The following is a 24378-nucleotide window of genomic DNA, read 5'->3' as shown; positions in this document are numbered from 1 at the left end:
CATCGCAGGTATTGTGAAGGGCGCATGACTTCCCGGCATACAGAAGCCAAGCACTTACTAACACTCAAAACGTACCGCTCAGATAGTGGCGATCATTGGCGCCGAGGTCAGACAATTAGTCCGGTATTAAGGCAGATCTGCTAACGCAGTGGTTGATTGATCTTGGAGTATGGCATGAGTGCGTCGCGTCCATCACCAAAAGAATGGGCCGCAGAAATAGAAGCCTTCAAAACATCGCGCAAAATGACGCGGGCGATGATGCGTTTGACGGTGACGGTTACCCTCTTGCTCAGCCTTGTCGCTGGCGGATTCCAACTCTTTCTCGACCTTTTTCAGGAGATGGAGAGCGTGAAAAATTCTGCGGGCTCCCTTGTTGAAAGCATGGTGCCGGGCGCAGAAAATGCAGTTTGGGATTTTGACAAAGGTGCTGCGGCCCGCGTCGTGGATGGCCTCTTTCTGCAACGGGCGGTCACGCGCGTCTCGATCTACGACAATGACGATCTCTTTTACACTCAATCTCGCACCGCCGAGCCGACCTTTCCGATTTTGGGCCATTATCTGACATCCAGCGAAACCGTGGTGACCCGACCATTGATGGAGCCGACGAAGAGCGGGTTTTCAGACAGCAATCCGGAGCTGTTGGGCCGGATTGAAATCGTCGTTGACCGCACGATTGTTTCACCTAACGTGGTGCAGCGTCTTGTAACCTACTTTGTTGTCGCCTTCCTCAAGAACGTCCTGCTTTGCGCCTGTTTGGTGATGCTTGCATTCAGTGGTCTGGCGAGACATGCCGTGAGCCTTGCGACATCCCTATCCAGTTGGCGGCCAACTGATGGCGCGGTCTCATTGGAGGCGCCGCCAAAATACCTTCGAAACACCGAAATCGAAACACTCGGGCGCAACATCCAGAAACTCACGGAAATAGCCAGCCGCGAGTTTGCCACTCTCCGCACGTCGAACGACAAGTTTGCGGATTTGAACGCGGCGTTGGCAACCAAGTCCGAAAACCTGTCGCAAACGCTCCAACGCAAGAATTTCGAACTGAAAGTCAAGAACCAGGAACTGCTGAAACTGGCAACGCGCGACGGCCTTACCGGGGCATTCAATCGCCGTCACTTTGATCAGCTGGCCAAAGAAATCTGGGAAGACCCTGAGACTGATCTCGAGCTTGTCTCCATCATCTTGGCCGATATTGACTACTTCAAGAAGTACAATGACCACTTTGGACACGGCGCGGGTGACATCTGTCTGCGAGATGTCGCAAAGCTACTCGAAGCCAGGGCCACAGCGCGTGGGGCAACCTTCGCAAGATATGGCGGCGAGGAATTTATCATTTTCATGCGATCGGGAAGCATCGCGGATGATCTTGCGGGTGACATCGTGCAAAGTGTTGCGGATCTGGAGCTTGGTCACCCAAAATCACGCGTGGCAAAGCATGTCACGATCAGTGTCGGCGTGGCGCAGAACTCGGTCGTGCGCGCAAAGGATTTGGACGATTTGATCGCCGCCGCAGATTCGGCGCTGTATGAGGCGAAGCGACTGGGACGTAACAGAATACACACCGCGCCATCCGACTTTCTTGTCGCGACCGAACGAGAAAATACTCTTGAAACTGCATTGCTGACTGCAATTCGCAATTATGAATTCGAGCCTTTCTATCAACCGCAGTTCGACGGGCGCGATGGGCGGATTGTCGGGGTCGAGGTTTTGGCACGTTGGCGCAAAGAAGACGGCTCACTTGGCAATCCGGTGGAGATCTTCGGCATGGCCAAGAAACTTGGGATCGTGGATCACGTTGATGCAATCATCCAAGATGCCGCGATTGCCGATCTATCCAGTTGGTTCAAAAAGGGGATCGCACCTGAGAAATTTGCGATCAATGTCTCGGAAGAGGCTTTGCTGAGCGGTCAGATTAGACGTCTCTACGACGGACAGCCGAAGAGGATTCAAGATGTCTTGGCTTTTGAGCTTCTCGAAACCATCGGCTTCGAGAATAAGTCTACGGTTTTCAACATGCGTCTCGATGAACTCATGGAGCTCGGCGTCCCGATTGAGATCGATGATTTTGGAACAGGTGCGACATCGATAAATACCTTGTCTTTCCTGGCTCCGAAGCGGTTAAAAGTCGCTCGGGAATTGGTCACGATGATCGGGGAAAGTGATCGGGGCGAAACAGTCATCAAGGCTGTCGTCGAGATTGCCCACTCGTTTGGGATTGATCTTATCGCTGAAGGCGTCGAGCTTGAAGAGCAGTCCCGGACACTGATGGACCTCGGCATCCCCATCCAGCAGGGCTTTCTCTTTGCCCGGCCAATGCCGGCAACGGAACTGGAGGAGATGCTGCGGGACGAAGCATCACACCCGCGTTCTGCCTGACCGCTGCCGCAGGTTTTTCCACTGCTATCTTATGTCTTTTGATGGGAGAGCAAAGAGTTCCGGGTCGAAATTGATGTGGAAACCACCCTTTGACCGGATGTTTTTGGGACAGCAGAGCGCGGACGCTCCTATTCCAATCCGTTTTCTATGATCAGGTCTATCGTTCCGTCGGCTTGCATTTGCTCAATCGTTTCATCGAAAGCTGCGATAAAACTCGCGGCATCGGCCCCCTGTGCCCAATCATCCAGAAAGCCCACATAGAAATCCTCGACTTTGACATCACCGACCATTTCTATTGCGTCTGTTCCTCCGATTTGAGCGAGTTCAACCTGGATGGGTAGCCGTCCCTCCACAAAGCAATCAATTCTCCCTGCTTTCAGTTTGAGAAGGTTCGCCGTTATGGTTGTGCTGTCATCAACGCTGATCTCACCAGCGTCCCTCATCGCATGGAATTCGTCACCTGCCGCATAGGACCCGACAAGGAAGCCGAATGTCAGGCCGGCGTAATCCCGCGGGTAGCTCCACGTCGGGTCAGCAATGCCAGTGCGGCAAAAAATGCTTACTGCGTCTTGTAGAAGCGGGCGCGAGTATGGGTCGATCCAGGGTCGAATATTGGGACGATAGTATGTACCAACCAAGCCATGTGCACGACCGCTTTCGACGAGCGTCACAGCGCGGGACCACGGCACAGATTGAATTTCAATCTCGAATTCATCGCCGAGACGCATATTGACTTCGTCGAGTATATCACCCGCAATTCCACCATCCGGGGTCATCAGCGGCGCATAGTTGTCCGCGAGAGCCAGGACCACGGTGGTATTTGCCTGAGCGGCAGTTGTGAAAACGGCAGTCAATATGGCGGCGAAGCTTTTCAGCACGGTGCACCTTTTCATTGCAGTCCTATCTCGGTACGCCGCAGGTACTAAGATTTGGTTGCTGCCACATGTTTTCAGTAGCTTTTGGGACAGGTTGTCATTCACAACGATGTGTAAAAACCGCTTCATGATTGGCGATGTCATCAGTTCGAAGCTATCAGACACCTGTTTTTGTGAGGCACAACGGGAGCTTTAAGGATGTGGCGAACAGTTACTCGCACCTGTTTTTGTTGAAAAAAATGTCGCTGGCGTATAAAGTCGATGCTGAGGGAGCGTGCAAATGCCTTGCGTGTCAGGAGAGATTTCGGCCAGCATAAGGACTTCGCGGATGGTCCTGGCGATCAGGAATCCGTCATTGGCACCACATCGACCACGCCTCAGCGGTGGCTATGAGCCTGAGAGCCTCGCCTGTCAAATCCAGTCTATGTGAACCCATAGACGCTGCCATCAGATGTCAACCAAGCAGCCTACTGCGCCTGGGGATAGAGCACGAGGTCATGCGCAAGCCCTGCGCTGCCGCTGAGTTTTGCATCCGCCGTGCCGTTCACGCGCCATACCTGACGCGATCCGTCCGGCGCACGGCCCAGCACCCACCGCCTTTGAAGCGCGAACCCCTTGGGCGGGATTTGCTGCGGGATCAGCGCCATTCTTTCGGGCGCAAGCGATGCGCCGGGCGCCACGGCATCGAGGGTGCCCCCCTGGGCATGACGGGGCAGCGATTGGCGCAAGAGCGTGCCATCCGCCTGCAAAAGATATGGATGCCAGGTAGAGGGCGACGGAACACGCAGCGCAAACACCGGATCAGATGTGCTGCGATCCGGGCGCGCGGGCTTTGGATGTGTGCCGCGGCCATCGGCATCCGGCACGATGCGCTCTTCCATCCAGACAATATTGTCAGTCTCATCAAGGCCAAAGGCAATGAGATCGGTCGGCGCCCCTTCCAAGAGCGGCGCATCGGCGAGCAGCGGCATCCACTGGGCAGCACTGTCGTCTTTCCAAGCCACAGCAGCGCCTTTGTCGGCGCGCGTCACCGTCGTTTCCCGACCAAAGCCATCAAAAAGCGCAACCTCGCCGACATGTAAGAGCGAATTGGCCGATGTATCCACGGTCACAAGCCACCCAAGCGCGCCGGGATGGGCAAAGGCTGTGGCAATCAGCAACTGCCCTAGATCGGACGGTCCCGCTGGTGCAGAGGTGTAAGCGACACCTGTCTCTTCCAGCCCCCACCACGCGGCAGGTGCGTCACCCGCATAGGACAGGCGCACCGGCGCGCTGGCGCGGGTTTCAGTCGCCGCCTCTTCCCAGACGTCGTATCCTTGGACCTCGGACCAGTGCAGCCTTGGGCCCCGGGCCTCCTTGATCTCGATCACATCGGTGGCAGTGTTGATCTGCGCGCTGTGGCGGGCGGTTTCTGCAGAAAAGGCCGCGCCGCCTTCCCCCTGTCCGCGTACCCAGAGTTGGACGCCGTCGCTCAGCAACCTGCGGGCCTCCGGGGCCTCATTCAGAACTGCTTTGCGCACCGCCGCACCGTCCACTCGCTGATGCGGTGGCATCCTGCGCAGGACCGGTGTGTTCGCGTCGAGAGGAAAGGCCTCGGGCATCTCCGATCGTTTGCGCGACAAAAGATCAAGTGCTTCGCGCAGGTTACCCGACCGGTCTCCACCTTGCTCGATAAACGCCGCCATGCGGGAAATTTCATCGTCCATTCGGGCCAGGATGCTTAACCCCAGCGCTGCCGCCTCCCGCATGCTCAGCGGCGCGTCCTGCACAGCCAGATAGGCAGATGGCACGACGGACTGCGGATCGACATCGGCGGGAGCCAGTCCTTCGGTTGAAAATGTCACCCGTGTCCGTACCGGCGTGCCACCATCAGATCCCGCCAATTCCCCCGTCCACCATTGACGCGAGAGCATCCAGGCGGGATCGGCCAGGGGCACCAGCGCGCCCTGGTCGATGTCCTGCACGGACCGGCAGTCCGGTTCGATCCTGTGACGGAGTGTCATAGTCGCGTCTCCTCTTGCGGATCACACAATGCGCGCCACATCCCGGTGTCGCTGGCGGTTGCCAACACCGGCAGGAGAGCGCCAAGGTCACCATAGAGCGGCCCCGCCTCGGATTGCGCGGGCAGATCGGTCAGGCCGAGGCTGCGGACCTTAGCCAGATCGACGGCAAGGTCGATGGTTGCCAGCACGGAGGACGCATCCCAACCATCTGGCGGGGCGGGCGCAACCAATGCCACTTGCGGCGCGCGGGCCGGAGGTGCCGATGCCGAGACCGCCAGCGCCGCGGTCGCGGTGCGATCCGGCACCACTTCCTGCCACTGATCCAGCATAAGGCCTTCGATCACATCGCCCGCCTGCGGACGCGGGCCCTGGAAGACCACGGAGCCATGGGCGTGGTAGTCATCGCTGATGCGGGCCGTGCCGATCCAGTCGGACTGCCCGTCCTGCACGGGGCCGGGCCATTGCACCTGCCACAGCCCATCCTGCGCACCCAGAACAAGATCTGTGAGCGGCTCCAATCGGGGTCTGACGCGCCCGGAGGTTTCCAGCCAGTGCCCGAGCGTCGCTGGCGTCGGCCCGGCATCGGGCCGGGAGGGCTTTTGCCACACGGCGCTTTGCGCAGGGACGCGCAGCGGAACCAGGGCGGGCATATCGTGGAGCAATGCCGTCAACGTGGCCTGCGGGGTTGGCGCGGCTTCGGCAGCCTGCAAGCGGGCATCAATCGACGCCAACGCCTCCGCAAGAAGGGCAAAGCGCCCCTGCCCGAGGGTCGAACGGACGAGGCCAGCCACCATCAGATCGACCAGCAACGCCGACGTCACATTTGGATCGCTGACGGGTCCGGTCGGCACAATCGGGTCTGGTACGGGTCCCGGACGCTGCACATCGGGTACCGGCTGGAGGACATCCGGTATCGGGTTTGGACCCGGCAAGCGCGGCAAAAGGGCATCGACACGCGCCTTGAGCGTGATCAGCCCTTCGCGGGCTGCGGTGATACGGATTTGCAGCGCCGATGCATCCGGCTGTGGCGCCACCGGGCTGCCAGCACCTGCATCGTCAAAGTCCTCCGCCATGAGACTGCGGCCTTGTGACAAGAGCCGAGACACGCGGGACGCGGCCCAGATCGCATCCTCGGCCGCCTGATCGGCGTCTGCACGCCACTCTTCGGGGTCAAGCCCGGCCTGCAGCGCAAAAACCTCTCCGATGGCCGCAAGAGTGGCGCGATCCGCGTCGGCCAATCGGACCAATGCCAATGCACCGCCGGGCAGGCTGGAAAGCGCGATTGTGCGGGCCGGACGTGGGCCGTTCAGCGCAAGCAAGCGGATGTCACCCTGCATCGGGCCTACCAGACGCGCCGCGATATCCGTCAGCGCCGGTGCCATGGATAGGGCGGGATGCAGGTCGGGCGCGGCAGATGCCTGCCCGGTCACCGAGACACCAAAGTGCAGGGCCTGCCCGGCGCGGCGCGGCGCGATGGCTTCCGGTTCCGCTGGCGGCACGGCACCGGCACCGCGCGCGTTCAACAGGCCTGCAGCACGCTCAGCGCGGCCCTCGCTGAGCGCCAATCCACCCTCCGCCGTGATCAGAGCGCCGAGAACATCCGCCGCTTCCCGTGTTGCCGTGATGGCTGCGTCCAAGGCGTTGCGTGCGGGTCTTTCCAAGCCCACGATGCTGCCCGCGCCGTGTTCCAGAAGGTGAAGCCCGTCAAACCGGGTGCTTCCTTCGGGATCCGGGTGGGCTTTGGCGACGTGCGGTACTGCATCGCTGAAACCCGCGTGGCGCAGATGGGCGACGATGGCACGGCTCACGGCGGTCTCGAAACTGCCTGCAGCCGCCAATTCCTCCAGCAGGTCACGCGCCGCACGCACCCTGCCCGCACTGAACGCCGCGTCGATCACGCCCTCCAGACCACTCGCCGCAAGACCGGCCTCTGCCCGCGTCAACAGCCCTGACAGGCGGGCGAGCCGTTGGGAAGGTGCTGCGTGATAGGTTGCAGGCGGCGCCTCAGCGGCGCGCAGGGGGGCGGCCTCCACATGGCCCCATGCGCCGATGCTCACCTGCCTGCGCCGGTCCCGGGTCAGACGCAGCCGCGCCTCCGCTTCGATCCAGATATCGGCGCGGGTGGAGAAGGCGTCAATCAGATTTGCCAGCACCAGATGCAGCGCGGCCTGCGGTGCCTCCTGCAGCACGTTGATGGCCGAGATCAGCTGCACCAGGTCGCTCAGACGGGCGCGCCCTTGGAGCTCCCGCGCACTGGGGATGTCGCGCACCGGGCGCCCCAGACGCGTGACAAGATCAACCATCAGGCGGTGTGACGGGGTATCGCCACTCTGTTGTGGCGGTTCTTTCAGGCCTCTGGTCCGCAACGCGACCGCCTTTTCAATTCCGTCCGTCTGCACCAATGCGGAGAGGTCGGCCAAAACGCTGCGCAAGCCATCTTCACAAAGGATGCGCAGCAATGGTTCGGGCCCCTCTTCCGCACGGCGGGTGGCGTTGCGCGGTAGAAGCTCCGCAACATGATCGGGGTCTTCCAAAAGCCGGGCCAGCGGCGCGTCGGCCCATGGTGTGTCGGGCATCTCCTGCGCGCCTTCCGCGACAAGAGGACCGCACACAATGCTGGTGAAGGGGGAGCCGAGGTATTCCGTAAAACGCGCGGGCACGTCCTTGGCGGTAAAGCCAAAGGTTTCGGCTTTGGTCTGTGCACTTTTAAGGGTTTTCGCGGCGTCCAAGAGGCTGTTCTGAACCCCGGTTTGATTTGCCTGCAACGCGCCCAGGATAACCGGCGTCAGGGTGGGTCCGTGCCACCTGAGACGGCTGCGCCACGCATGACCAAGAGGCATACGCGCGAGGGTTTCGACAAGGCTGTCCGCCCCGCCGTCAGGGTCGGGACGGGCCTGCGCGGCGGCAGCGGCCAGCGGCTTCAGCCCCGCGCGGATGGCAGCGGTGATCCGGCCCAGCCATTCCGGTGCCTCCTCTGCCGGGGCAGCAGACAAACGCATCAGCCCAACCGGGGTGCGCCCGACCTGCAGGATCGGCAATTCACCCGGCGGCGGTAGCAGCTCCGAAAGGCTCTGCCGGATCGCAGCGAGGCTTTGGACGCTGTCATCCAGGCCCGCGTCCTCGCCAAAGACCTGATCGGCAACAAATCCCGGGCGCAAGGCGGCTTCCCACAGAATTGTGATCACGGCCTGGGTGATCCTGTCCGGCGTTCGGGCCGCGCCCAATGTGTCGGGCACGTCGGTCCCTGCCAGCGCGGCCAACGCGTCAGGGCCTGACGTCTTGATCTCTTGAAACGGGCCACCTTGCGCAGCGGACGGACCTTTGGTCAGTTGCCCCGGATGCAGCGCCGACAGCCCCGCCCCTTCCGCAAGTCGCTCCAACAGACCGGCAAGGTCACCGTCACCGGTCCCGAAAACGGTCACATCTGCAACCGCGTCCGCCGCCAGCGCATCGTCAAATGCAATCTCGGCGGCCATACCGACCGCCTGCGCCCGATCAAAATCGGCAAGCCAGAACAGCGGATCACGCGGATCGTCCATCAGCCCCGTATCGCCCGGTCCGGGTCCCATGGGCAGATCCCGTGGGATCCGCTCCCCGGCGACGGTGAAGGACGCGCCATCGGGCTGTCGTACATGAAAAACCAGCCGTTCCGGCAGATCACGTGCCACAGGACGCGGCTGATCTGGACTACCCGGCGTCAGGGCACCGGCCTCTGCAGCCTTCCGGATGGCATAGGCGCGCGGCACACCAAAGCGCTGCTCCATCTCGCGGCGCAGATCCGCGCGCGCCGCAGCCCCCCGAGCGTCGCGCCACTCGTCGCCCGCGGCCAACTCATCGGGAGAGAAACCCGGACGCCGAGTGTCGCCGTGCATCGCATCGGGAAAGACCCGAATGCGCAGGCCTTTTTCATTCGCTGCGGTCTCGATCCTGAGCGGCAATAACATCAACGGCGCATCGGAACCGGAATGGGAGAGTTCTACGGTCTCAAGGGACTGGGTTTTCTCCGTCACATCCTCTGAGCGGAGCACGCCATCCTCCTGGATCAGCGCTTTTTCAATACGCTCCAGTAACAGCCCGGCCTGCTCCCCCGCCTTGACGTTGTCCTGCACCCGGCGGAAGGCTTCGATCCCGGTGATACGTGTCGCGCGCAGCGTACCGTCCACCAAAGGCACGCGGGCTATATCGTTGACCGATATTTCGCCGGAAAGAACCCGGCCGACGACGACGGTGCCACGCCCGGTGATCGAGAAGACATCTTCGATCTGAAACTCGAATGGCATAGCGACGGCCCCTCCCTTAACCCACTGTCAGAAGATCGCTGAGGTGAAGCCCGACGGTCACCGGCCTTTCCAGCAGAATACCGGCCATGGCCGCCCCCCCAGACCCCCAGCGCAACCCTTCCAGAGGGGTGGCATCCAGCGCGTCGCGACGGATGGTGCCGCCCTGGAGGTCCGACCAACTCAGCGCATTCCAGGATGAAAGCTCACCCACCCCGCGTGGCGGTGTGTCCAAGGGGGCGTTGATCCCGAACGACAGGCCGACCCGCGGTTGGGTAAATGTCAAAAACCAGCCCGCATCCGCCATCAGATCGCCAACGGGGGGGAAGCCGAAATAGATCAGGTCCTCCCCCAGGGTGCCGGTGATTGCGGGGGCCACAGGCTGACGGCGCGCGTCCAGTGCTCTGCCCTGCCCGTCCTCGACCGCGCGGTTCAAGGTCACCGTCACATCCGGGAACCGGCGGATCAGCGAAGAGCGCATGATCGCCACGAAATCCACGCCCGCCCCTTGCGCATCCGCCCCCTGAGCGGCGTGTGATCCCAAAGGTGTGTCGCCCCAGTTGCGCAGGGGCAGGAGGTCCGGGTCGAGCGTGCCGCCCCGGGTCGGGGCCGGGAAGGCGCGCCGCACGGGCGAGACCGCAACCTCGCAGGGCAGACCGCGCCAGCGCAGCTCACGCATCAACTCGTGATTGGCCCCCACCATGATCGCTTCCATCGCGGCGGCGTCATAGCGCATGCCGACAATCGAATCCTCGCGTATCTGCGACAGGGCGGGCGCCAGGACATCGGGCGCCATCTTCAGCACTTGGTCAATCACCGGTTCCGGCCAGACAGGCTCTGTCAGAACGCGACTGGGCAGCGGGGCCTCCGGATCGATCCCCGCGCCGTCCAGCCGCGCCGCAATCCGGGGCGGTACGGAGCGGTCGGGATCAAGGGCCGAGGCAATGTCCTGCGCCAGGCCGAGCGGATCATCCACCGAACCGGGCTCGTCTCTGCGCGACGGCTGCGCGCTGTTGTCGCGGAGCCCGTCCGCCCAGGCGGTCACCTCCGGCGGCGTCTCCGTTGCTTTTGTGTCGAGATCGCGCAACCCGTTGTCGGCAAGATCGGCCAAGAGATCGGCAAACCTGCGCGCGTCGGGTGCTGCGGCGGGAATGCTGCTGGCCTGCCCTGCGTCAATCATGCCAGTGGCGAGTTCCGGCGCGATGCTGGCGCCGGCCACATCGTGACCATCTGCCATTTCCGTACCGACCCGCTCGAAGGCCTGCGCCAGCGCCGCAGCATCGACACCGCGACGCGAGGCCCGCCGGGTCAGATCCGGTGCCGACAAGACGGCAAGGTCCCTGCCTGCCAGCGCCGCCCCCAGCGGTTTGCGCGCCGCGCCGCTGCCGACCCGCATCCGGTCCGCCGCAGGCATTGCGAACAGGGTCAAGGTGGGGGCATCCGCCTTCGCCAGAGCTGCCGTCAACCCACGATTCATCGCCTTGGCCGCATGGGCGCGTCCGAGGATCGCGTTTGCTTCGTCAATCGCACCAGCGCTTTGGCGCACGAAACCGACCATCGCATCCTGCTGCGTGCGCACCAGCGCCGCCCCGACACCCGCAAGACGGCGCAAGCTCGGATCACGGTTCACTTCTCTGAACCAGCGCGGCGCGGCATCATCGCTAGCATCTTCGGCCTTGGCCTGCGCCGCACCGTAGGAGGGCAGCGGGAGTTGAACGTCGCCCTGCCCGTCCGTCGCTTTCAACGCAGGCGTCAGCGCGCGCAGGGGCGTTGGCGATGGGGGATCCACGGGCGAGAACAGTGTGCGCAGCGGCAGTTTGGTGCCGGAGAGGGACGGCACGGGGTCACTGAAACGGTCGGCCACCGCGACCTCGGCTGCTGCGGAGTTGTCGAGGGCCTGCGCCGACAGATCGCGCAGCAGATCCTCGACCCCGCGCCCCGGCCCACAGGAAAAGCGCCAATGATGATAGACCGGCGTGCGCAGGCGCGGGTTGGCCAGATCCCAGGCAAAACCGTCGGCATCTCCGGGATCGATCTCCAGCCCCGCACGGCGGCCCGCCTCGAACAGCGGCACCACACAGGCAAAATAGGCAGTCCCCGATACCAGCTGCTGCAGGCAGACAAGGCGCGAAACGGCCCGCGCGCCCGGATCCGCATCGCCCGCAGCGCCGTCCGGATCATGCACATGCGCGCTGAGGTAGGCATCCGCAGGGTCGGGCAGCAAGGACGCGCCATCCTCTGTCTGCAGATCATCCGCATCGAGAATGTCCAGCATCTGCCCACGATGGATCGTCGCGCGGTCCTGCGGCACGCAGATCAGCGCCAGCCAGGGGGTCAGCCGCCCCTGAGGATCGGGAGCATGGGGTGACATGCTCCAGGGCAGCGCAGGGTCGCGAAAGGTCACGAACGGCAGTGCCCCGGCGCGGTGATCACCGCTGCCCGGTGCCGGGTCCACACCGACAACCGCAGTCTCGCGCAGGCCTTCCACCTGCCCCGGCCCGGCGAGCGGGAGCGTCGCACGCACCGGGTTCTGACCGGCGATTGTCACGTCCAGCTCGACAGTGTCGCGCGCACCCTCCAGGGCACGTAGCCCGCGGCGCATCCAGCTGTAAAAACGTCCTTCCGTCATTGGCCGACCTCGCTGAGACGGGCTGCGGGCTGTCCACGCCCCCGAAATTCCGCATAGGGGCCGGACGTGCCCTGTGCGCGCGACAGCTCCGCGTCCGGCACACACCAGGCCTCGGATTTGATGCGGATGCCGCGCGCTGGTGTCACCCTGGCCGCCGGGCCGAGGTCTGCCGTATCCGGTGCCGCACCCTCTAGGTGGCGCGCCTGGCGTGCAGGGGTGAAACCCGGCGACGGCTCTGGCGCGTCGATCAGGATCAGGTCGCGTGGCTGACGGACTTCAACGGCATCGCCTGCTGCCACGCCGATGACAAAGCGTGCGCCCGCCGTCAGGTCCTCGAAGGCCGGTGCGGTCAGTTTCTCGTTATCGCTGTATTTCAGAAAGCTGCCCGGCGCAAAGCGCGCGGCCACAGTCCCTGCGTTGATCATCTCACGATTTGCCAGATCGCGCAGATGCGCGAGACGGAATTCCCGCGCGCCGGAGATCGGATGGCCCCCGAAGTGCTCAAGACGCAGGTCCAGCGGCACCGCGTCCTGGCGCAATTCAAGCGGTGCGTCGGGCAACACCAGCCCCGTGGTCTCGCCGAGGATCAAATCGCCTGCATCTGCCTGTGTGCCACTGCCCCAACTGGCGGCATCCGAAAGGCGACCTCGCAGAACGTCCCAAGCCGATTTCGCGTCGATCCGGGGCTGGGCCGCCTCGCCAAAGCTGCTGTCGAACCCCACATCCACATCGAAGAACAGGATTTCGATGGTTGCGGACCCGCGCGCGCGCCAGGGACCGGGACCACTCAGCGTGCCCGACAGGCGCACGGCGCAGAGCGTATCGCCGCCCCGCTTGATGGCGGCACTTGCACGGATCGCCGCCTCCATCTGGAAGGGGTCCAGCAGGATCAGCACGTCGAACCCCAGTTCGGCGAGGATTTGAAACCCCGCCGCGCGCGCCTGAAGATCGAGCGCCGCGCCAAATTGCAGGCTGTTGGATGTGATTGCGAAGTAACCGTTGATCAGCAGCTTGAAACGGCTGCCCTTGCTCAGATCGACGCCGAGGCGTGCCAGCGTCGGAAAACCGGGTGGCGGCTCGAAACCGGGATGCAGACCGCCAACGCTGAACGCCAGTTCGGGTGCCGGGCCCCAGGCGCTGCGCACCGCAAACCCGCCCTCAATCGGAATGCCCTGAATGCGGCTGTCGTAGATCCGCCCCTCCAGGTCAAAACGCTGCCCGCTCACATCCAGAACGCCCGCGACATCGACGTTCAGCTTTACAATCGGCAGGATCTCATTTGGGATGTTGGCCTTGAGCGTGCCGATCAGAATGATCCGCAGCGGCTCCGGCAAGGTGAGCGCGAGGGCAAGATCGAGCGTCAGCAACTGCTGCGGCGTGCCCCAGCCCAGGGCCACCGTCGGTCCCAGGACATGCTGGCCGCGCGTGACCGGGAAAATCGCCTCTGCATCGCGGATGAGGCTGGACGCGTCGCGCACCGGGTCCTCAGGGGCAAGCAACTGCCCCGCCTTTCCCGCCCGCACAGCAGCAAAAAGCGCGTCCACATCCACATCGCGGTTCAGCCCGACAATGCCGCCCGCGCCGAGAAGGTTGAAGCCAAAGCCAAGGGGGATCGCCGGGAACCGCGCAGCGAGGAACAACAGCAGCGACCATCCATCACGCCCGTCCGGCATTTTGGTGTCCAGAACGCCAAAGGCTGTCAGGGCAACCGGCGGCACCTCCAGCGCCAGTGCCCCGGCGTAGCGCCCGCGCGGATGGTCAAAGGACAGATAGCCGCCGCCACGCACGGGACCCGCGTCAATGCCCAGCCCGAGGCCGGTGGGCGGTTTGAACCGGGGCCTGCGCGCCACAGGGCCATCGCCCGCGGGGTCAAGATCGACATCGATGATGACCCCGATCCCCTCGACCGTTGCGGAGACGGGCCCGATATCAATCTGCGCTTCGGCCCCGGCGGATACCTCCAGCGACAACTGGTTCGGTACGTCATTCAATCCGACACTGACCTCGATGGCCTGCAGCGCAAAGGCTTTGCCAAAGGCGATTTCCGTGGGGATGCGCGCGGACAGACCGGCGCCTCCGGCTTCGGCAAAGAACCCCGCAGCGCTCGACCAGCCAATAGTCGGCGAGAAGGCTGCCGACAATGCCCCGGCGGGCAACAGGCTGGCCAGAAATCCGTCCGCGTCGGTCACACCCAGCGACAGTTCCGCCTTGTCTATATGCAGCTCGACCCGCAGCTCGGCCTTGCTATCGGCATAGACAACCGAAAGAGCCGTCTGCGGGGTTTCGGCACGCAGCCCCACCGGTCCGAGCGTCAGATCCGCAAGCACCATGTCGCGTTTGAGCTTCGCGCCAAGCCGGATATCCGGCACACCCGCCTCGACCTGCAGGCCGCTCGGTCGGATGGTAACGGCGGCCAGATCATCCGTTTCGGCACTGGCCTCAAAAGTTGCCAAGGCCGCGCTATCTTCGGGGAGTGGGAACTCGATCTTGCCTGCGCCGATTGCATCGATGAAGCCTTTCAACCCCGGCTTTTTCGTACCATCTGCGGGCACCCCGCGCAGGGACAGAAACGCCAACAGAGAGGGGTCGACATGGCGGAACAGCTCATAGCTCAGAACGTGATCGGCGCCCGGATCTGCCGGGGTGCCGTCCGGCAGCCCGCGCGACTGGCCGTCCTTGACATCAACCTGCAGATCCAGGGACCCCAGCAAAAGCGCCAGCCTGTCCAGGAACCGGTTTGCCGCAAGCGCGTCGGTGCCAAAGCCCATCTCGGCGGCCAAGGCCCCGCTTGGATCGGCCAGGGCCGGACCAATGGCTGCAAAGTCAAACTGGCCTGGTGCGCGATCCCGCACTGCGGTTTCATCCAGCACACCCAGCATGGCGGTGACCGCCGCCACCGGCGGATGATAGGCCATGACGTACACAGCCGTCAGATGTTCGGTGATGCGCGCGGCCAACTCATCGGGCCCGGGCAAATCCGGATGCGCCGCTGCAAGTGATTTGATCGCAGCGACCGCTGATTTCACATCATCCACGATAGAGGCGAGCGCCGTCGCATCGCCCTGCGCAACCTTCTCGACGTTTGTCAGCACCGATTGCAGATCCGTCGCCAGCTGAACCACGGGACCATCCGAGGCCGCAAAGGGCGGCACCTGTAAACCGGCGGCGGTCAGGAAATCCTCAAGCCGCACATGAAAGCCCGACGTGGTATCCTTGAAGGTGCCCGCCGGTTGGTCGTAGTCCCGCGCTGCCAGCGTCAGGCCGGGGCGCGCAAGACCGGCCAGCGGCTCCATCAGGCGCCCAAGTTCCCGCAGCAGAACATCTTCAAGACGCACGCTCATCTGTATTTCGCCCTGTCACGGAACACCATTTTGCGCCGACCGCCATTTTCCGGCTTCGGGCCAAAGACCCGATACTCGAGAATGTCACCCGCCATGCCATGGCTGAGAACAGGGAAGTTCGTGGTGCTGGAGGAAAACGAGCCCTGACCGATCATCGCAATCACCTGTGCCACGGTTTCCTTGGTCGGCAGCAGCATCACCTTCTGTGCTCCTTTGGCAAAGAAGTCGGCGGCATTGCCTTTGTCTTTCCAATTGGGAACCGGTTGATCAGCGGCAGAGTTGTCATCCACAATGCGCACGCTGTAGGACCAATCCTTGTAGCGCTTGAATTTCGGGTCGCTTGTCTTGATCCCCTGATAAAGCCAACGCCTGTTGCTGCCGGCAGCCGACCCGCTGGGCTGCTTCGTGCTGACCTGAAAACCGGGGCCGTACATGAACGACCGGATGCTAAAGGTCTGCTCGGCCAGGTCCGCGTTGGTGTAGGTCCACGTGGTCTTCTTGCCGCTGTTTGAGGTTTTCGAGGTGCCTCCGAACTTGTGGTCCGGATCCATCAACTTCGTGCCGTTGCTCGGGTTCTTCCCGAAAAAGCAACTGTCGAGTGCTGACTGCAGGCGTGGGTCCTTGGTCAGCCAGATCAGCAATGCGCCCGCAATACCCGCCGCCATGGCGATGACCAGAATGATGCCAAGCGGCCCCGTCGCCACCGCGACACCCGCGAAATACATGTACACACCGATGCTGCCCGAGATCAGGCTGGAGGAGCCTGCCAGAAAGTGACCAAAGGCCACCGACATGTCGTTCAGCCGCGTCGCATCAGCGACGCCTTGGACCGCCGCATGCGCATCGAGGATCATCAGAGGAATGGAGGCAAGCATCGCCAGCCGCCGCATGCCCACCGTCGCCGCGGCCTTGGCGGCGTCATCCAGCAGGACGTCATCAGCCAACCGGAAGGCGATCAACTCCGCGCGTAGTGAGGCGCCGTCCTGCACCATCGTACAGATCAACTTGGTGGCAGAAGTCAGATCGCCCTTGGTGTTGTAGTCTTTGACAGCCCCGTAGAAGCCGAGCATCTGAAGCCCGCGCCCACCGATCTTTTGCAGTTTCCCTGCCCCATCGACAAAGGTTTCGACATTGGCCAGCGCCTTGGTCCATTTCGTGCTGCCGGTCTTGACGGCCTTGATCGCATCCGCCTCTACCTCTTTGGCGGTTTTGGTCAGCGTGGTCGGTGCCACACCCATCAGCTTTGCGAAACAGCGTTTGACCGCGTCGCTGCCGCTGACCTTGTTGCCCGAGCCGTCATTCGCATCGAGCGCTGTTGCAGCAATCTGGTGGCTGATGCTGATGACCGATACATAGAGCTTGACGGTGCGCTGGCCCAAAGCAATGAGATCCGTCGCCTTTTTCGTCTGCCCAAAGGGGTCGTCGCCCCAAAGCATCCGCGCGGCATCCGCGGAGGGCGGGGTCCCCGTCAAGATATACGTGTCGCCGATCGTCGAATCATTGTGCAGCTTGACGGGCAGATCGTCGGCCAGCTGGGCGAGGCGACCGACATTGAACACGCAATCCGCGACATACAGGGAATTGGCCGCGTCCTGGCTAATCCGGTCGTTGATCCGGTTGGTTCCGCCAAAGCTGAGCGCCTGCACCTCCTTGAACCGGTTTGCCGCAGGCTGCTGCGTATCCAGAACCGGCATGGCCGCAAAGAGCTCTTGCAAAAAAGCCAGCCGGGCCACAGCTGGCGCCTTGTCAAAGGCTACGGACAACTGAACCGATGGATCGTAGAGCAGTTTCTGGAGCTTGGGCGCGAACCGCACCGTCCGGTTGTAGAGTTGTTGCAGAATGGACAGCGCGCTCTTGATGTCCTGAATTTGCGTCTTGCGCGCAAGCTTGTTGGCGGGGCTGCGCAACAGATGAAACAACCCATAGGCGTCGATGGCCCGGCTCAGTTGCAGGCTGCTGCGATCTTTTTCCAGCGTGTCGAAGAAGTCAGTTGCCAGGGCCGTGCGCGCGGCCGCGACGGAAATCTGGCCACTGCCCGAGGGAGGGGATAACGGCAGGTCGTCCAGAAGGCGGGCGATTTCGTCATGAAGCTCGTACACATTGGCGCGTGTCGGGCCTTTCCGGACCTGTTCCTTGCCGTTCAGCGTGAATGTACGATCAAAGGTCTTTTGGTAGCTTGCGGCGGTATTGGCGACATCCACGGTAAAGTCTTGCAGGACCGATGCCGTGCGAGACAGAATTTGCGTCGGCGTGTAAGCCATAAAATACCCAGCGAAAAAGACACTCTAAAATTCACTCAACCATCAATTGCAGCCTTTCGTCAGTCAAGTTTTTTCTCCACGGGTCGACGGTGCCGCATTTGGCTGCGATCAGGAGGGGTGTGATGTTGCGTCAGCCTGCCAGATCCAAGGCGTCACGTGCACGCCTTTGACGGTCGGTGTTCGGACAATCCAGACCCAAAAATCCAGTCTTTGAAGTACATTGGCACCTATCCGCCCTTAGATCTCCAGGATCAGCGGGCAGTGGTCGGAGACCTCCGGGTCCTGAATAACATCGAATGACCGCACGGCGGCCGCGTCGCTGACGAGGAGGTAATCCGCAAACCTGCCCGGCTTGGTGTAGCGGGAGTTTCGGGTGCTCTCAAAGCCTCGGGACGTCACCAGCTCGACCAGTCCGGCGTGCGTCAGGATCTCCAGTGTCTCGCTTGCGGGTTCCACATTGAAATCTCCGCAGATGACGCGCAAATCACCCGGGCAGGTCACCGCATCCGACAGCGCCAGCAATCGTTTGGCCTGCACCCTGCGCTCTGGCGTGTCCATTTTGCCGTTCAGATCCCGCAGCCCATGCATATGTGTAATGCTCACGGCCCGGTCCAATCCATAGTCAAAGACGCGCACTGCATGCGCGCTGCGGGATCTGGGATGATCGCCGTAGCCCACGGGCGAATACTCCTTGTGAACGAAACCCTGGACCTGTCCGATCACCGGAAGGGATTTGTGAACAAAGGTGGCCAACCCCCATTGTGACGGGATCTGCACCTCTTCGTCCCACAAGACACCCTGGGCCGCGGGGCAGAAGGTCGCGACGTGATCCGGCAGTGCCCGGCAGACATCGCGAAAGAAGTTTGCCCGCTGGGGAAGGATATGATCGCCGTCGCGATAGGTGAGCCAATCCTTCTCCGTCGCCGGGCTGTGCACGACCTCCTGCAGACACAGAACGTCCGGCACCGTGTGAGACAGATACGGCAAGAGGTCCTCATAGAGCGTGCCGCCCCAGCCATTCAGACACATGATTTTCATCGGTTCCCCACGTACGGATTCTCTGAACATTCGACGTCTTTCCGCAGAAGGACAAGCCCCGCGTCAGGGGCCATGCAAAATGATCCGGCAGTCACGACTTGCACCGGACACGGCCTTGCAAGAGCACTTTATTCAGGTCTCGACCCCTTGCGCATACCGCGTCAGGCGCGCCGCCAGAGCGCCAACGGCGACGTGCAGGATGACCGTCAAACAGGCCAGAACAATGAGGCTGGCGAACATCAGGTCAATCTTGGCGCGCCCGTTGGCCAGCAACATCAGGTAGCCAAGCCCCTTTGATGCGCCCACCCACTCTCCGATCACGGCCCCGATGGGGGCGTAGACGGCGGCCAGTTTCAGACCGCTGCCAAGGCTCGGCAGGGCGTTGGGGATCTGCACGTGGCGCATGAAGTGATACTTGCCCGCCGCCATCGCATGCGAGAGGTCGCGATACCCCCTGTCGATGCGGGTCAGGCCGTCGTGAAAGGCCGATGTGACCGGGAAATAGATGATCAGGACCGCCATCGCGATCTTCGACGCCATCCCGTAGCCGAACCACAGCGTCAGCAGCGGTGCGAGCGCGAAAACCGGGACGGACTGGGTAAACACCAGGATCGGCAGCATCAGCCGTTCTGCAGTTTTTGACAGGGCCAGCTGGATTGCCGTCACCACGCCTAGAAACGTCCCGATCAGAAGGCCCAAAGCGACCTCGACCGCCGTAATCCACGCGTTTTCGGCAATGAGCACGCGGCTGTCAAACGCCGCCAATGCCACCCGCCCCGGCGATGGCAGGATGAAATGCGGTGCCCCCGTGACCCAGACAGTGGCCTGCCACACGCCTACGCCGACCAAGGATGCGAGGAGGATATCGCGCGCTTTCATGACGCCGCTGCCGTAGCGTGCAGATGGGCCAGTAAACGGGTCTGGCAGGCCATCGCCTGACGGTCGTCCAACGCTCGCGGGGCTGGCGTTCCGGGGGCTGGCCAGACCTGCATGTCCTGTGCGGACATGACGATGATCTGGTGCCCAAGACGCGCCGCCTCTGCCGGATCATGGGTCACCAAAAAGACGGTGCGACCTGTCAGCACCTCGGCTGCAAGCGCCTGCATCGTGGAACGGGTGCCCGCATCGAGCGCCGAGAATGGTTCATCCAGAAACACAACCGGGCGATCCTCGAACAGGGTGCGGGCCAGCGCTGCACGTTGCCGCATCCCGCCCGAAAGCGCATTTGGTTTCTTGTCTGCGTGCTCGGACAGATGCACGCGATGCAGAAGGTCATCGACGACCGTCATGTCCGGCCTCTGCCCCCGCAACCGCGCACCAATGCAGATGTTCTCCCGCACCGACAGCCAGGGCAGCAGCAGATCGGATTGCGCCATATAGCTGATCCGCCCGGCCAGACCGGCACCATCCGTGGCCGTGAACCTGCCGGAGAACACCCCACCCGTTTCCAACCCAAGGATCAGGCGCAGGAGTGTTGATTTCCCGACACCGGAGCGTCCCAGAAGACAGGTCCACCGTCCTGCGGGCAGGCGCAGAACCGCATCGAAGAGGACCGCGTTCCCGATGCGATGCTGGCCCTTCAGCGTGATCCCCGGCGGCGCTGGCATCAGCCTCTGAGGCCCATATCCCAGAAACCGACCTCAAGCTCTGTGGCTTTCGTGAACCGGTCCTGCAGGACATGTGCTCGTGGGGCAGAGGCCAAATCACCGATACGTCGCGCAACGGCGCCGTCGATCATGGCCCCTGCCGCGCGGCAGACGGATTGATAATCCTCGCCGGCATAGGTCGCGATCCAGTCGGCGTAGGGGGTATCTGCCACCTTATCTCTTGCCAGACGGGCCCCAATTTCCCCGTACCCCATGACGCAGGGGGCCAGCGCTGCCATAATGTCCAGAAAATCCCCCTGCAGCCCGGCATCCAGCACAAAGCGGGTATAGGCGAGGTTTTCAACCGCTTCGGCAGCCCCGAACAAAGCTGCTTCATCAATGCCCTCAGCGGCGCAAGTCTTGATATGCAAGGCCATCTCGTGGTTGACGAGCGCATCAACCGTGCCCGCGCAAACCTTCATCTCTTCCAGCGTTTCCGATTTCACGACGGCCAGAGACCAGGCCCGCGCAAAATGCACAAGAAAGACGTAGTCCTGAACCAAGTAGTGCAGGAAGGAGGCGCGGGGCAGCGTGCCGTCGCGGAGCCCTTCGACAAAGGCATGGCGCGTATAGTCCCGCCACGACCCCGCCGCGCCCGCGCGCCACTGCGCAAAGGTCTCGCCATAGTCAGGCGCCATCAGTTGGCCGTCACGTCAATGGCAATCTTCGAGACCGGGTTCACCGCCGGGATCAGCCCCGCCTCGTGCAGGAAGGTTTCAAAAGCGGCATAACGCCCCGCGTCCATCGCCGTCGGGCGCAGCGCAAAGCGTGGCAGCGTATCAACCCAGGCCCTTTCGTTCAGCTCGTCGCGCAATTCGACAGAGGTGCCTGCGAAAACCTCCCAGCTGTCTTCGGGATGATTGATAATATACTGTGTCGCCTTTTCGGTTGCAGCCAGAAAGCGGGAGATCATGTCCTTGTCCATGACCTCGGTATTGGCCACATAGATCAGCTCGTCATAGGGCGGCATCCCTTCTTCCTCGACGAAAAAGCAACGACCCGCGACGCCTTCGATCTCCATCTGGTTCAGTTCGAAATTGCGGAACGCACCGATCACCGCATCCACCTGACCCGACATCAAGGACGGCGACAGCGACCAGTTCACGTTGATCAACTCGATATCCTCCAGATCCAGCCCGTGGTGCCGCAGGATCGTTCCCAGCACGGCCTCTTCCACCCCGCCAACCGAAAATCCGACCTTCTTGCCGTCCAGATCCGCTGGTGTCTTGATCGGGCCATCGGCCAGGGTCAGCAGACAGCTCAAGGGCGTGGCCACAAGGGTGCCGACACGCTGCAGCGGCAGGCCTTCGTGGATTTGCAGGTGCAGCTGTGGCTGGTAGGAGATCGCCAGATCCGCCTGCCCCCCCGCCACCAGCTTGGGCGGATCGGAGGGGTCGGCGGGGGCTATGACCTCGACCTTCAGGTCCTGATCCGCAAAATATCCCTTTTCCTGCGCGATGATGATCGGGCCGTGATCGGGATTGACGAACCAGTCCAACAGGACGGTCATTTCATCCGCAGCAAAAAGAGGGTGCGCCAGGAGGGACAGCGTGGCCGCCAAAGGGGTTGGTTTCATGTCGAATGCCTTTCGTCAGGTTGGGTCGTGCCCATTGCAATGAGGGAAATCTCGCCGTCCCAGTAGGACCGCAGATGCTGGGCGGCCTGCCATGCGCGCAGGCCGGAGGCGCAGGCAAAAACAGCGCGTGTCGGGGTATCGGGCTCGGGGCTGCCTGCCTTGAAATCATTGACCGTCAGCCGTTGCGCATGCCTCACCACCGGCTGCGCCGCTTCGGTCGCATCGCGCAGTTCGACAACGTAGTCCGAGGGGGCAATCTGGCTCTGCGCGATGAAGGCAAGATCGGGCGCGGGCTCGGGCGCTGCGTCAAAGCGGAAGCCGCCCGATCGAAAACCGTGCATGTCGAAACTGATCACTTGTCCAAGCGGCGAGGGTGTCTGGCCGATCAGGCAGCCCAGAGCCATCTGCGCCTGCGCGGCACCAACCAGCCCGACCACCGGCCCCATGACCCCAGCGGTGGCGCAGGTCGCGGCGCGATCCGGCAAGTCCGGAAACACAGCGCGCAGCGAGGGTGCTGTGCCACAAAACCCGCCCGCGTAGCCTGAAAAGCCAAGCACCGAGGCACTGATCAAGGGCACATCGGCGGCGCGACAGGCGTCGGACAGGGTATAGCTCACCGCGAAACTATCTGCGCAGTCGAGGACAAGCGTGCTGCCCCGCACCAGCGCGGGTGCGTTTGCAGGATCAAGCGGCGTGCATTGGGCCGTGATGTCGCACGCGGCATTGAGAGCCGCCAGTGTGTCGACCGCCACTTGTGCCTTTGGCTTGCCGATGTCGCCTTCGCGGAACAGGGTCTGACGGTGCAGGTTCGACAGGGACACGGTATCGCCATCCATAACCGTGATACGCCCCACCCCTGCCCCGACAAGATACTGCAGCACCGGCGCGCCCAGCCCGCCCGCGCCCACGACAAGCACCTGCGCCGCGCGGATCGCCTCTTGCCCCGCCTCACCCACATCGGGCAGACATATCTGTCGCGCATAGCGGCTCATCGCGTTGCCGCCAGCCATGCGCGCACCCGATCTTCCGGGTTTTCATGCAGAGTGATGTCGGTCACCGCCGCCACCACATCCGCACCCGCCGCAAAGGCCCCTGGCGCGCGGTCGATATTCATCCCGCCAATGGCAATCAACGGCACATCTCCGATCAATCCGCGCCATGTCGACAGCTTTGCAACCCCCTGTTCGCGCCACTTCATCTTCTTGAGAATGGTCGGGTAGACCGGCCCCAGCGCCACGTAATCAGGCGCAAGGTCCAGCGCGCGCGCCAGTTCCGCCTTGTCATGCGTGCTGATCCCGAGGCGTAGGCCCGCCGCCCGGATCGCCGTGATATCTGCCGTGTCGAGGTCTTCCTGACCCAGGTGGATGTAGTCGCATCCTTCGTCTATCGCGACCTGCCAGTGGTCGTTCACCACCAGCGTGCAGCCCTGCGCCGCGCAGACGGATTTGGCCCGGCGAATGTGGGTGCGCAGGGTCTTCGCCGGGACATCCTTGATCCGCAGCTGCACCAGTTTGATGCCCAGCGGAACAAGACGTTCCAGCCAGTCGGCGCTGTCAAAAATCGGGTAAAACCGGTCGAGGATCATGACAGGAACGCCTTGCCGATCACCGGGGTCGACGGGGCCGCCATGTCGCGCGGCGTCATGGGATCCGCCTGCGCGGCCAATTGACCGGCGCGGAGGGCTGCTGCGAAACCTTCGGCCATCAGGGCGGGATCACCCGCCTTTGCGACCGCAGTATTCAACAGGATCGCGTCAAAGCCCAGTTCCATCGCGGCGGCCGCCTGTGACGGCAGGCCGAGGCCCGCGTCAATTACCAGAGGCGTGTTCGGGAAGTGCGCGCGCATGGCCCGCAAGCCAAAGATATTGTTCAACCCCAGCCCGGACCCGATGGGCGCGCCCCAGGGCATCAGCACCTCGCATCCGGCCTGCAGCAGCTTGTCGGCCACAACCAGATCCTCGGTTGTGTAGGGAAAGACCTGAAACCCGTCCTCGGTCAGAATGCGTGCGGCCTCGACCAGGCCAAAGACATCTGGCTGTAGGGTGTCTTCCTCCCCAATGACCTCGAGTTTTATCCACCGGGTATCGAATACCTCACGCGCCATATGCGCCGTGGTGACCGCCTCTTTCACGCTGTGACAGCCGGCGGTGTTGGGCAGGACATGCACCCCAAGATCGCGGATCAGCGCCCAGAAATCCTGCCCCGCCCGATCCCGCCCGCTTTCACGGCGCAAGGACACCGTGGCGACGCTGGCGTCACTGCGTTTGAAGGCATCTGCGAGGATCGCCGGGGAGGGATATTGAGCCGTGCCCAGCATGAGCCCATTGGCCAGCGTGATCCCGTAGAAATCGCGCATG

General features: G+C 62.7%; 15 protein-coding genes. 1 reads left to right on the top strand and 14 read right to left on the bottom strand.

Going from position 1 to position 24378, the window contains the following annotated elements:
* Window positions 1-174: 174 nt before the first annotated feature.
* Entirely contained in the window at window positions 175-2376 is a 2202-nt protein-coding gene (locus tag ISX84_RS20415) for a GGDEF and EAL domain-containing protein (protein ID WP_195822261.1), read from the top strand.
* Window positions 2377-2504: 128 nt separating this feature from the next.
* On the opposite strand, the gene ISX84_RS20410 is transcribed toward ISX84_RS20415, so the two are convergent.
* The 14 genes from ISX84_RS20410 to ISX84_RS20345 all read right to left on the bottom strand — a co-directional run bounded on the left by ISX84_RS20410 (window position 2505) and on the right by ISX84_RS20345 (window position 24377).
* The gene (locus ISX84_RS20410; protein ID WP_195822260.1) at window positions 2505-3380 is read right to left on the bottom strand and encodes a substrate-binding periplasmic protein; all 876 of its coding nucleotides are present in this window, start codon (window positions 3378-3380) and stop codon (window positions 2505-2507) included.
* A gap of 338 nt (window positions 3381-3718) precedes the next feature.
* Window positions 3719-5254, bottom strand: coding sequence for a hypothetical protein (locus tag ISX84_RS20405; protein WP_195822259.1), 1536 nt, complete (start codon window positions 5252-5254; stop codon window positions 3719-3721).
* The gene (locus ISX84_RS20400) at window positions 5251-9534 is read right to left on the bottom strand and encodes an EF-Tu/IF-2/RF-3 family GTPase (RefSeq protein ID WP_195822258.1); all 4284 of its coding nucleotides are present in this window, start codon (window positions 9532-9534) and stop codon (window positions 5251-5253) included. Before ISX84_RS20400 ends, ISX84_RS20405 begins: the two co-directional genes overlap by 4 nt.
* Before the next feature lie 16 nt (window positions 9535-9550).
* A complete protein-coding gene (locus tag ISX84_RS20395; RefSeq protein WP_195822257.1) occupies window positions 9551-12160 on the bottom strand; it encodes a hypothetical protein in 2610 nt (869 codons plus the stop codon).
* Window positions 12157-15501, bottom strand: coding sequence for a DUF6603 domain-containing protein (locus ISX84_RS20390; RefSeq protein WP_195822256.1), 3345 nt, complete (start codon window positions 15499-15501; stop codon window positions 12157-12159). Before ISX84_RS20390 ends, ISX84_RS20395 begins: the two co-directional genes overlap by 4 nt.
* Window positions 15498-17762: a hypothetical protein gene (locus ISX84_RS20385; protein ID WP_195822255.1), complete on the bottom strand. Its 2265-nt coding sequence runs from the start codon at window positions 17760-17762 to the stop codon at window positions 15498-15500. The genes ISX84_RS20390 and ISX84_RS20385 overlap by 4 nt, the downstream gene beginning before the upstream one ends.
* Before the next feature lie 237 nt (window positions 17763-17999).
* Window positions 18000-18800 carry an endonuclease/exonuclease/phosphatase family protein gene (locus ISX84_RS20380; protein ID WP_195822254.1) on the bottom strand — a complete coding sequence of 267 codons (801 nt, stop codon included), beginning with the start codon at window positions 18798-18800 and terminating at the stop codon, window positions 18000-18002.
* A 132-nt stretch (window positions 18801-18932) separates the two neighbouring features.
* Window positions 18933-19679 carry an ABC transporter permease gene (locus tag ISX84_RS20375; RefSeq protein ID WP_195822253.1) on the bottom strand — a complete coding sequence of 249 codons (747 nt, stop codon included), beginning with the start codon at window positions 19677-19679 and terminating at the stop codon, window positions 18933-18935.
* Window positions 19676-20407 (bottom strand): ABC transporter ATP-binding protein, encoded by a 732-nt coding sequence (locus ISX84_RS20370; protein ID WP_195822252.1) that lies wholly within the window; start codon window positions 20405-20407, stop codon window positions 19676-19678. Before ISX84_RS20370 ends, ISX84_RS20375 begins: the two co-directional genes overlap by 4 nt.
* A complete protein-coding gene (tenA, locus tag ISX84_RS20365) occupies window positions 20407-21084 on the bottom strand; it encodes a thiaminase II (RefSeq protein WP_442800633.1) in 678 nt (225 codons plus the stop codon). The genes ISX84_RS20370 and tenA overlap by 1 nt, the downstream gene beginning before the upstream one ends.
* Window positions 21084-22022, bottom strand: a complete 939-nt coding sequence (locus ISX84_RS20360; protein ID WP_195822251.1) for an ABC transporter substrate-binding protein — start codon at window positions 22020-22022, stop codon at window positions 21084-21086. The genes tenA and ISX84_RS20360 overlap by 1 nt, the downstream gene beginning before the upstream one ends.
* Window positions 22019-23032 carry a HesA/MoeB/ThiF family protein gene (locus tag ISX84_RS20355; protein WP_229884458.1) on the bottom strand — a complete coding sequence of 338 codons (1014 nt, stop codon included), beginning with the start codon at window positions 23030-23032 and terminating at the stop codon, window positions 22019-22021. The genes ISX84_RS20360 and ISX84_RS20355 overlap by 4 nt, the downstream gene beginning before the upstream one ends.
* Complete coding sequence (locus tag ISX84_RS20350; protein WP_195822250.1) at window positions 23011-23607, bottom strand: thiamine phosphate synthase; 597 nt, start codon at window positions 23605-23607, stop codon at window positions 23011-23013. The genes ISX84_RS20355 and ISX84_RS20350 overlap by 22 nt, the downstream gene beginning before the upstream one ends.
* On the bottom strand, window positions 23604-24377 hold the full coding sequence (locus ISX84_RS20345; protein ID WP_195822249.1) for a thiazole synthase: 774 nt from the start codon (window positions 24375-24377) through the stop codon (window positions 23604-23606). Before ISX84_RS20345 ends, ISX84_RS20350 begins: the two co-directional genes overlap by 4 nt.
* Window position 24378 lies beyond the last annotated feature (1 nt).

The organism is Roseobacter sp. MH60115 (genome assembly GCF_015644665.1).
Taxonomy (GTDB): Bacteria; Pseudomonadota; Alphaproteobacteria; order Rhodobacterales; family Rhodobacteraceae; genus Roseobacter.
This window is presented reverse-complemented; position numbering and strand designations above follow the sequence as displayed.

Excerpts from the sequence above, each read along its gene's own strand:
- ISX84_RS20415 (WP_195822261.1), top strand. The coding sequence starts at position 175 with ATGAGTGCGTCGCGTCCATCACCAAAAGAATGGGCCGCAGAAATAGAA.
- ISX84_RS20410 (WP_195822260.1), bottom strand. The coding sequence starts at position 3,380 with ATGAAGCGGTTTTTACACATCGTTGTGAATGACAACCTGTCCCAAAAG.
- ISX84_RS20405 (WP_195822259.1), bottom strand. The coding sequence starts at position 5,254 with ATGACACTCCGTCACAGGATCGAACCGGACTGCCGGTCCGTGCAGGAC.
- ISX84_RS20400 (WP_195822258.1), bottom strand. The coding sequence starts at position 9,534 with ATGCCATTCGAGTTTCAGATCGAAGATGTCTTCTCGATCACCGGGCGT.
- ISX84_RS20395 (WP_195822257.1), bottom strand. The coding sequence starts at position 12,160 with ATGACGGAAGGACGTTTTTACAGCTGGATGCGCCGCGGGCTACGTGCC.
- ISX84_RS20390 (WP_195822256.1), bottom strand. The coding sequence starts at position 15,501 with ATGAGCGTGCGTCTTGAAGATGTTCTGCTGCGGGAACTTGGGCGCCTG.
- ISX84_RS20385 (WP_195822255.1), bottom strand. The coding sequence starts at position 17,762 with ATGGCTTACACGCCGACGCAAATTCTGTCTCGCACGGCATCGGTCCTG.
- ISX84_RS20380 (WP_195822254.1), bottom strand. The coding sequence starts at position 18,800 with ATGAAAATCATGTGTCTGAATGGCTGGGGCGGCACGCTCTATGAGGAC.
- ISX84_RS20375 (WP_195822253.1), bottom strand. The coding sequence starts at position 19,679 with ATGAAAGCGCGCGATATCCTCCTCGCATCCTTGGTCGGCGTAGGCGTG.
- ISX84_RS20370 (WP_195822252.1), bottom strand. The coding sequence starts at position 20,407 with ATGCCAGCGCCGCCGGGGATCACGCTGAAGGGCCAGCATCGCATCGGG.
- tenA (WP_442800633.1), bottom strand. The coding sequence starts at position 21,084 with ATGGCGCCTGACTATGGCGAGACCTTTGCGCAGTGGCGCGCGGGCGCG.
- ISX84_RS20360 (WP_195822251.1), bottom strand. The coding sequence starts at position 22,022 with ATGAAACCAACCCCTTTGGCGGCCACGCTGTCCCTCCTGGCGCACCCT.
- ISX84_RS20355 (WP_229884458.1), bottom strand. The coding sequence starts at position 23,032 with ATGGCTGGCGGCAACGCGATGAGCCGCTATGCGCGACAGATATGTCTG.
- ISX84_RS20350 (WP_195822250.1), bottom strand. The coding sequence starts at position 23,607 with ATGATCCTCGACCGGTTTTACCCGATTTTTGACAGCGCCGACTGGCTG.
- ISX84_RS20345 (WP_195822249.1), bottom strand. The coding sequence starts at position 24,377 with ATGCGCGATTTCTACGGGATCACGCTGGCCAATGGGCTCATGCTGGGC.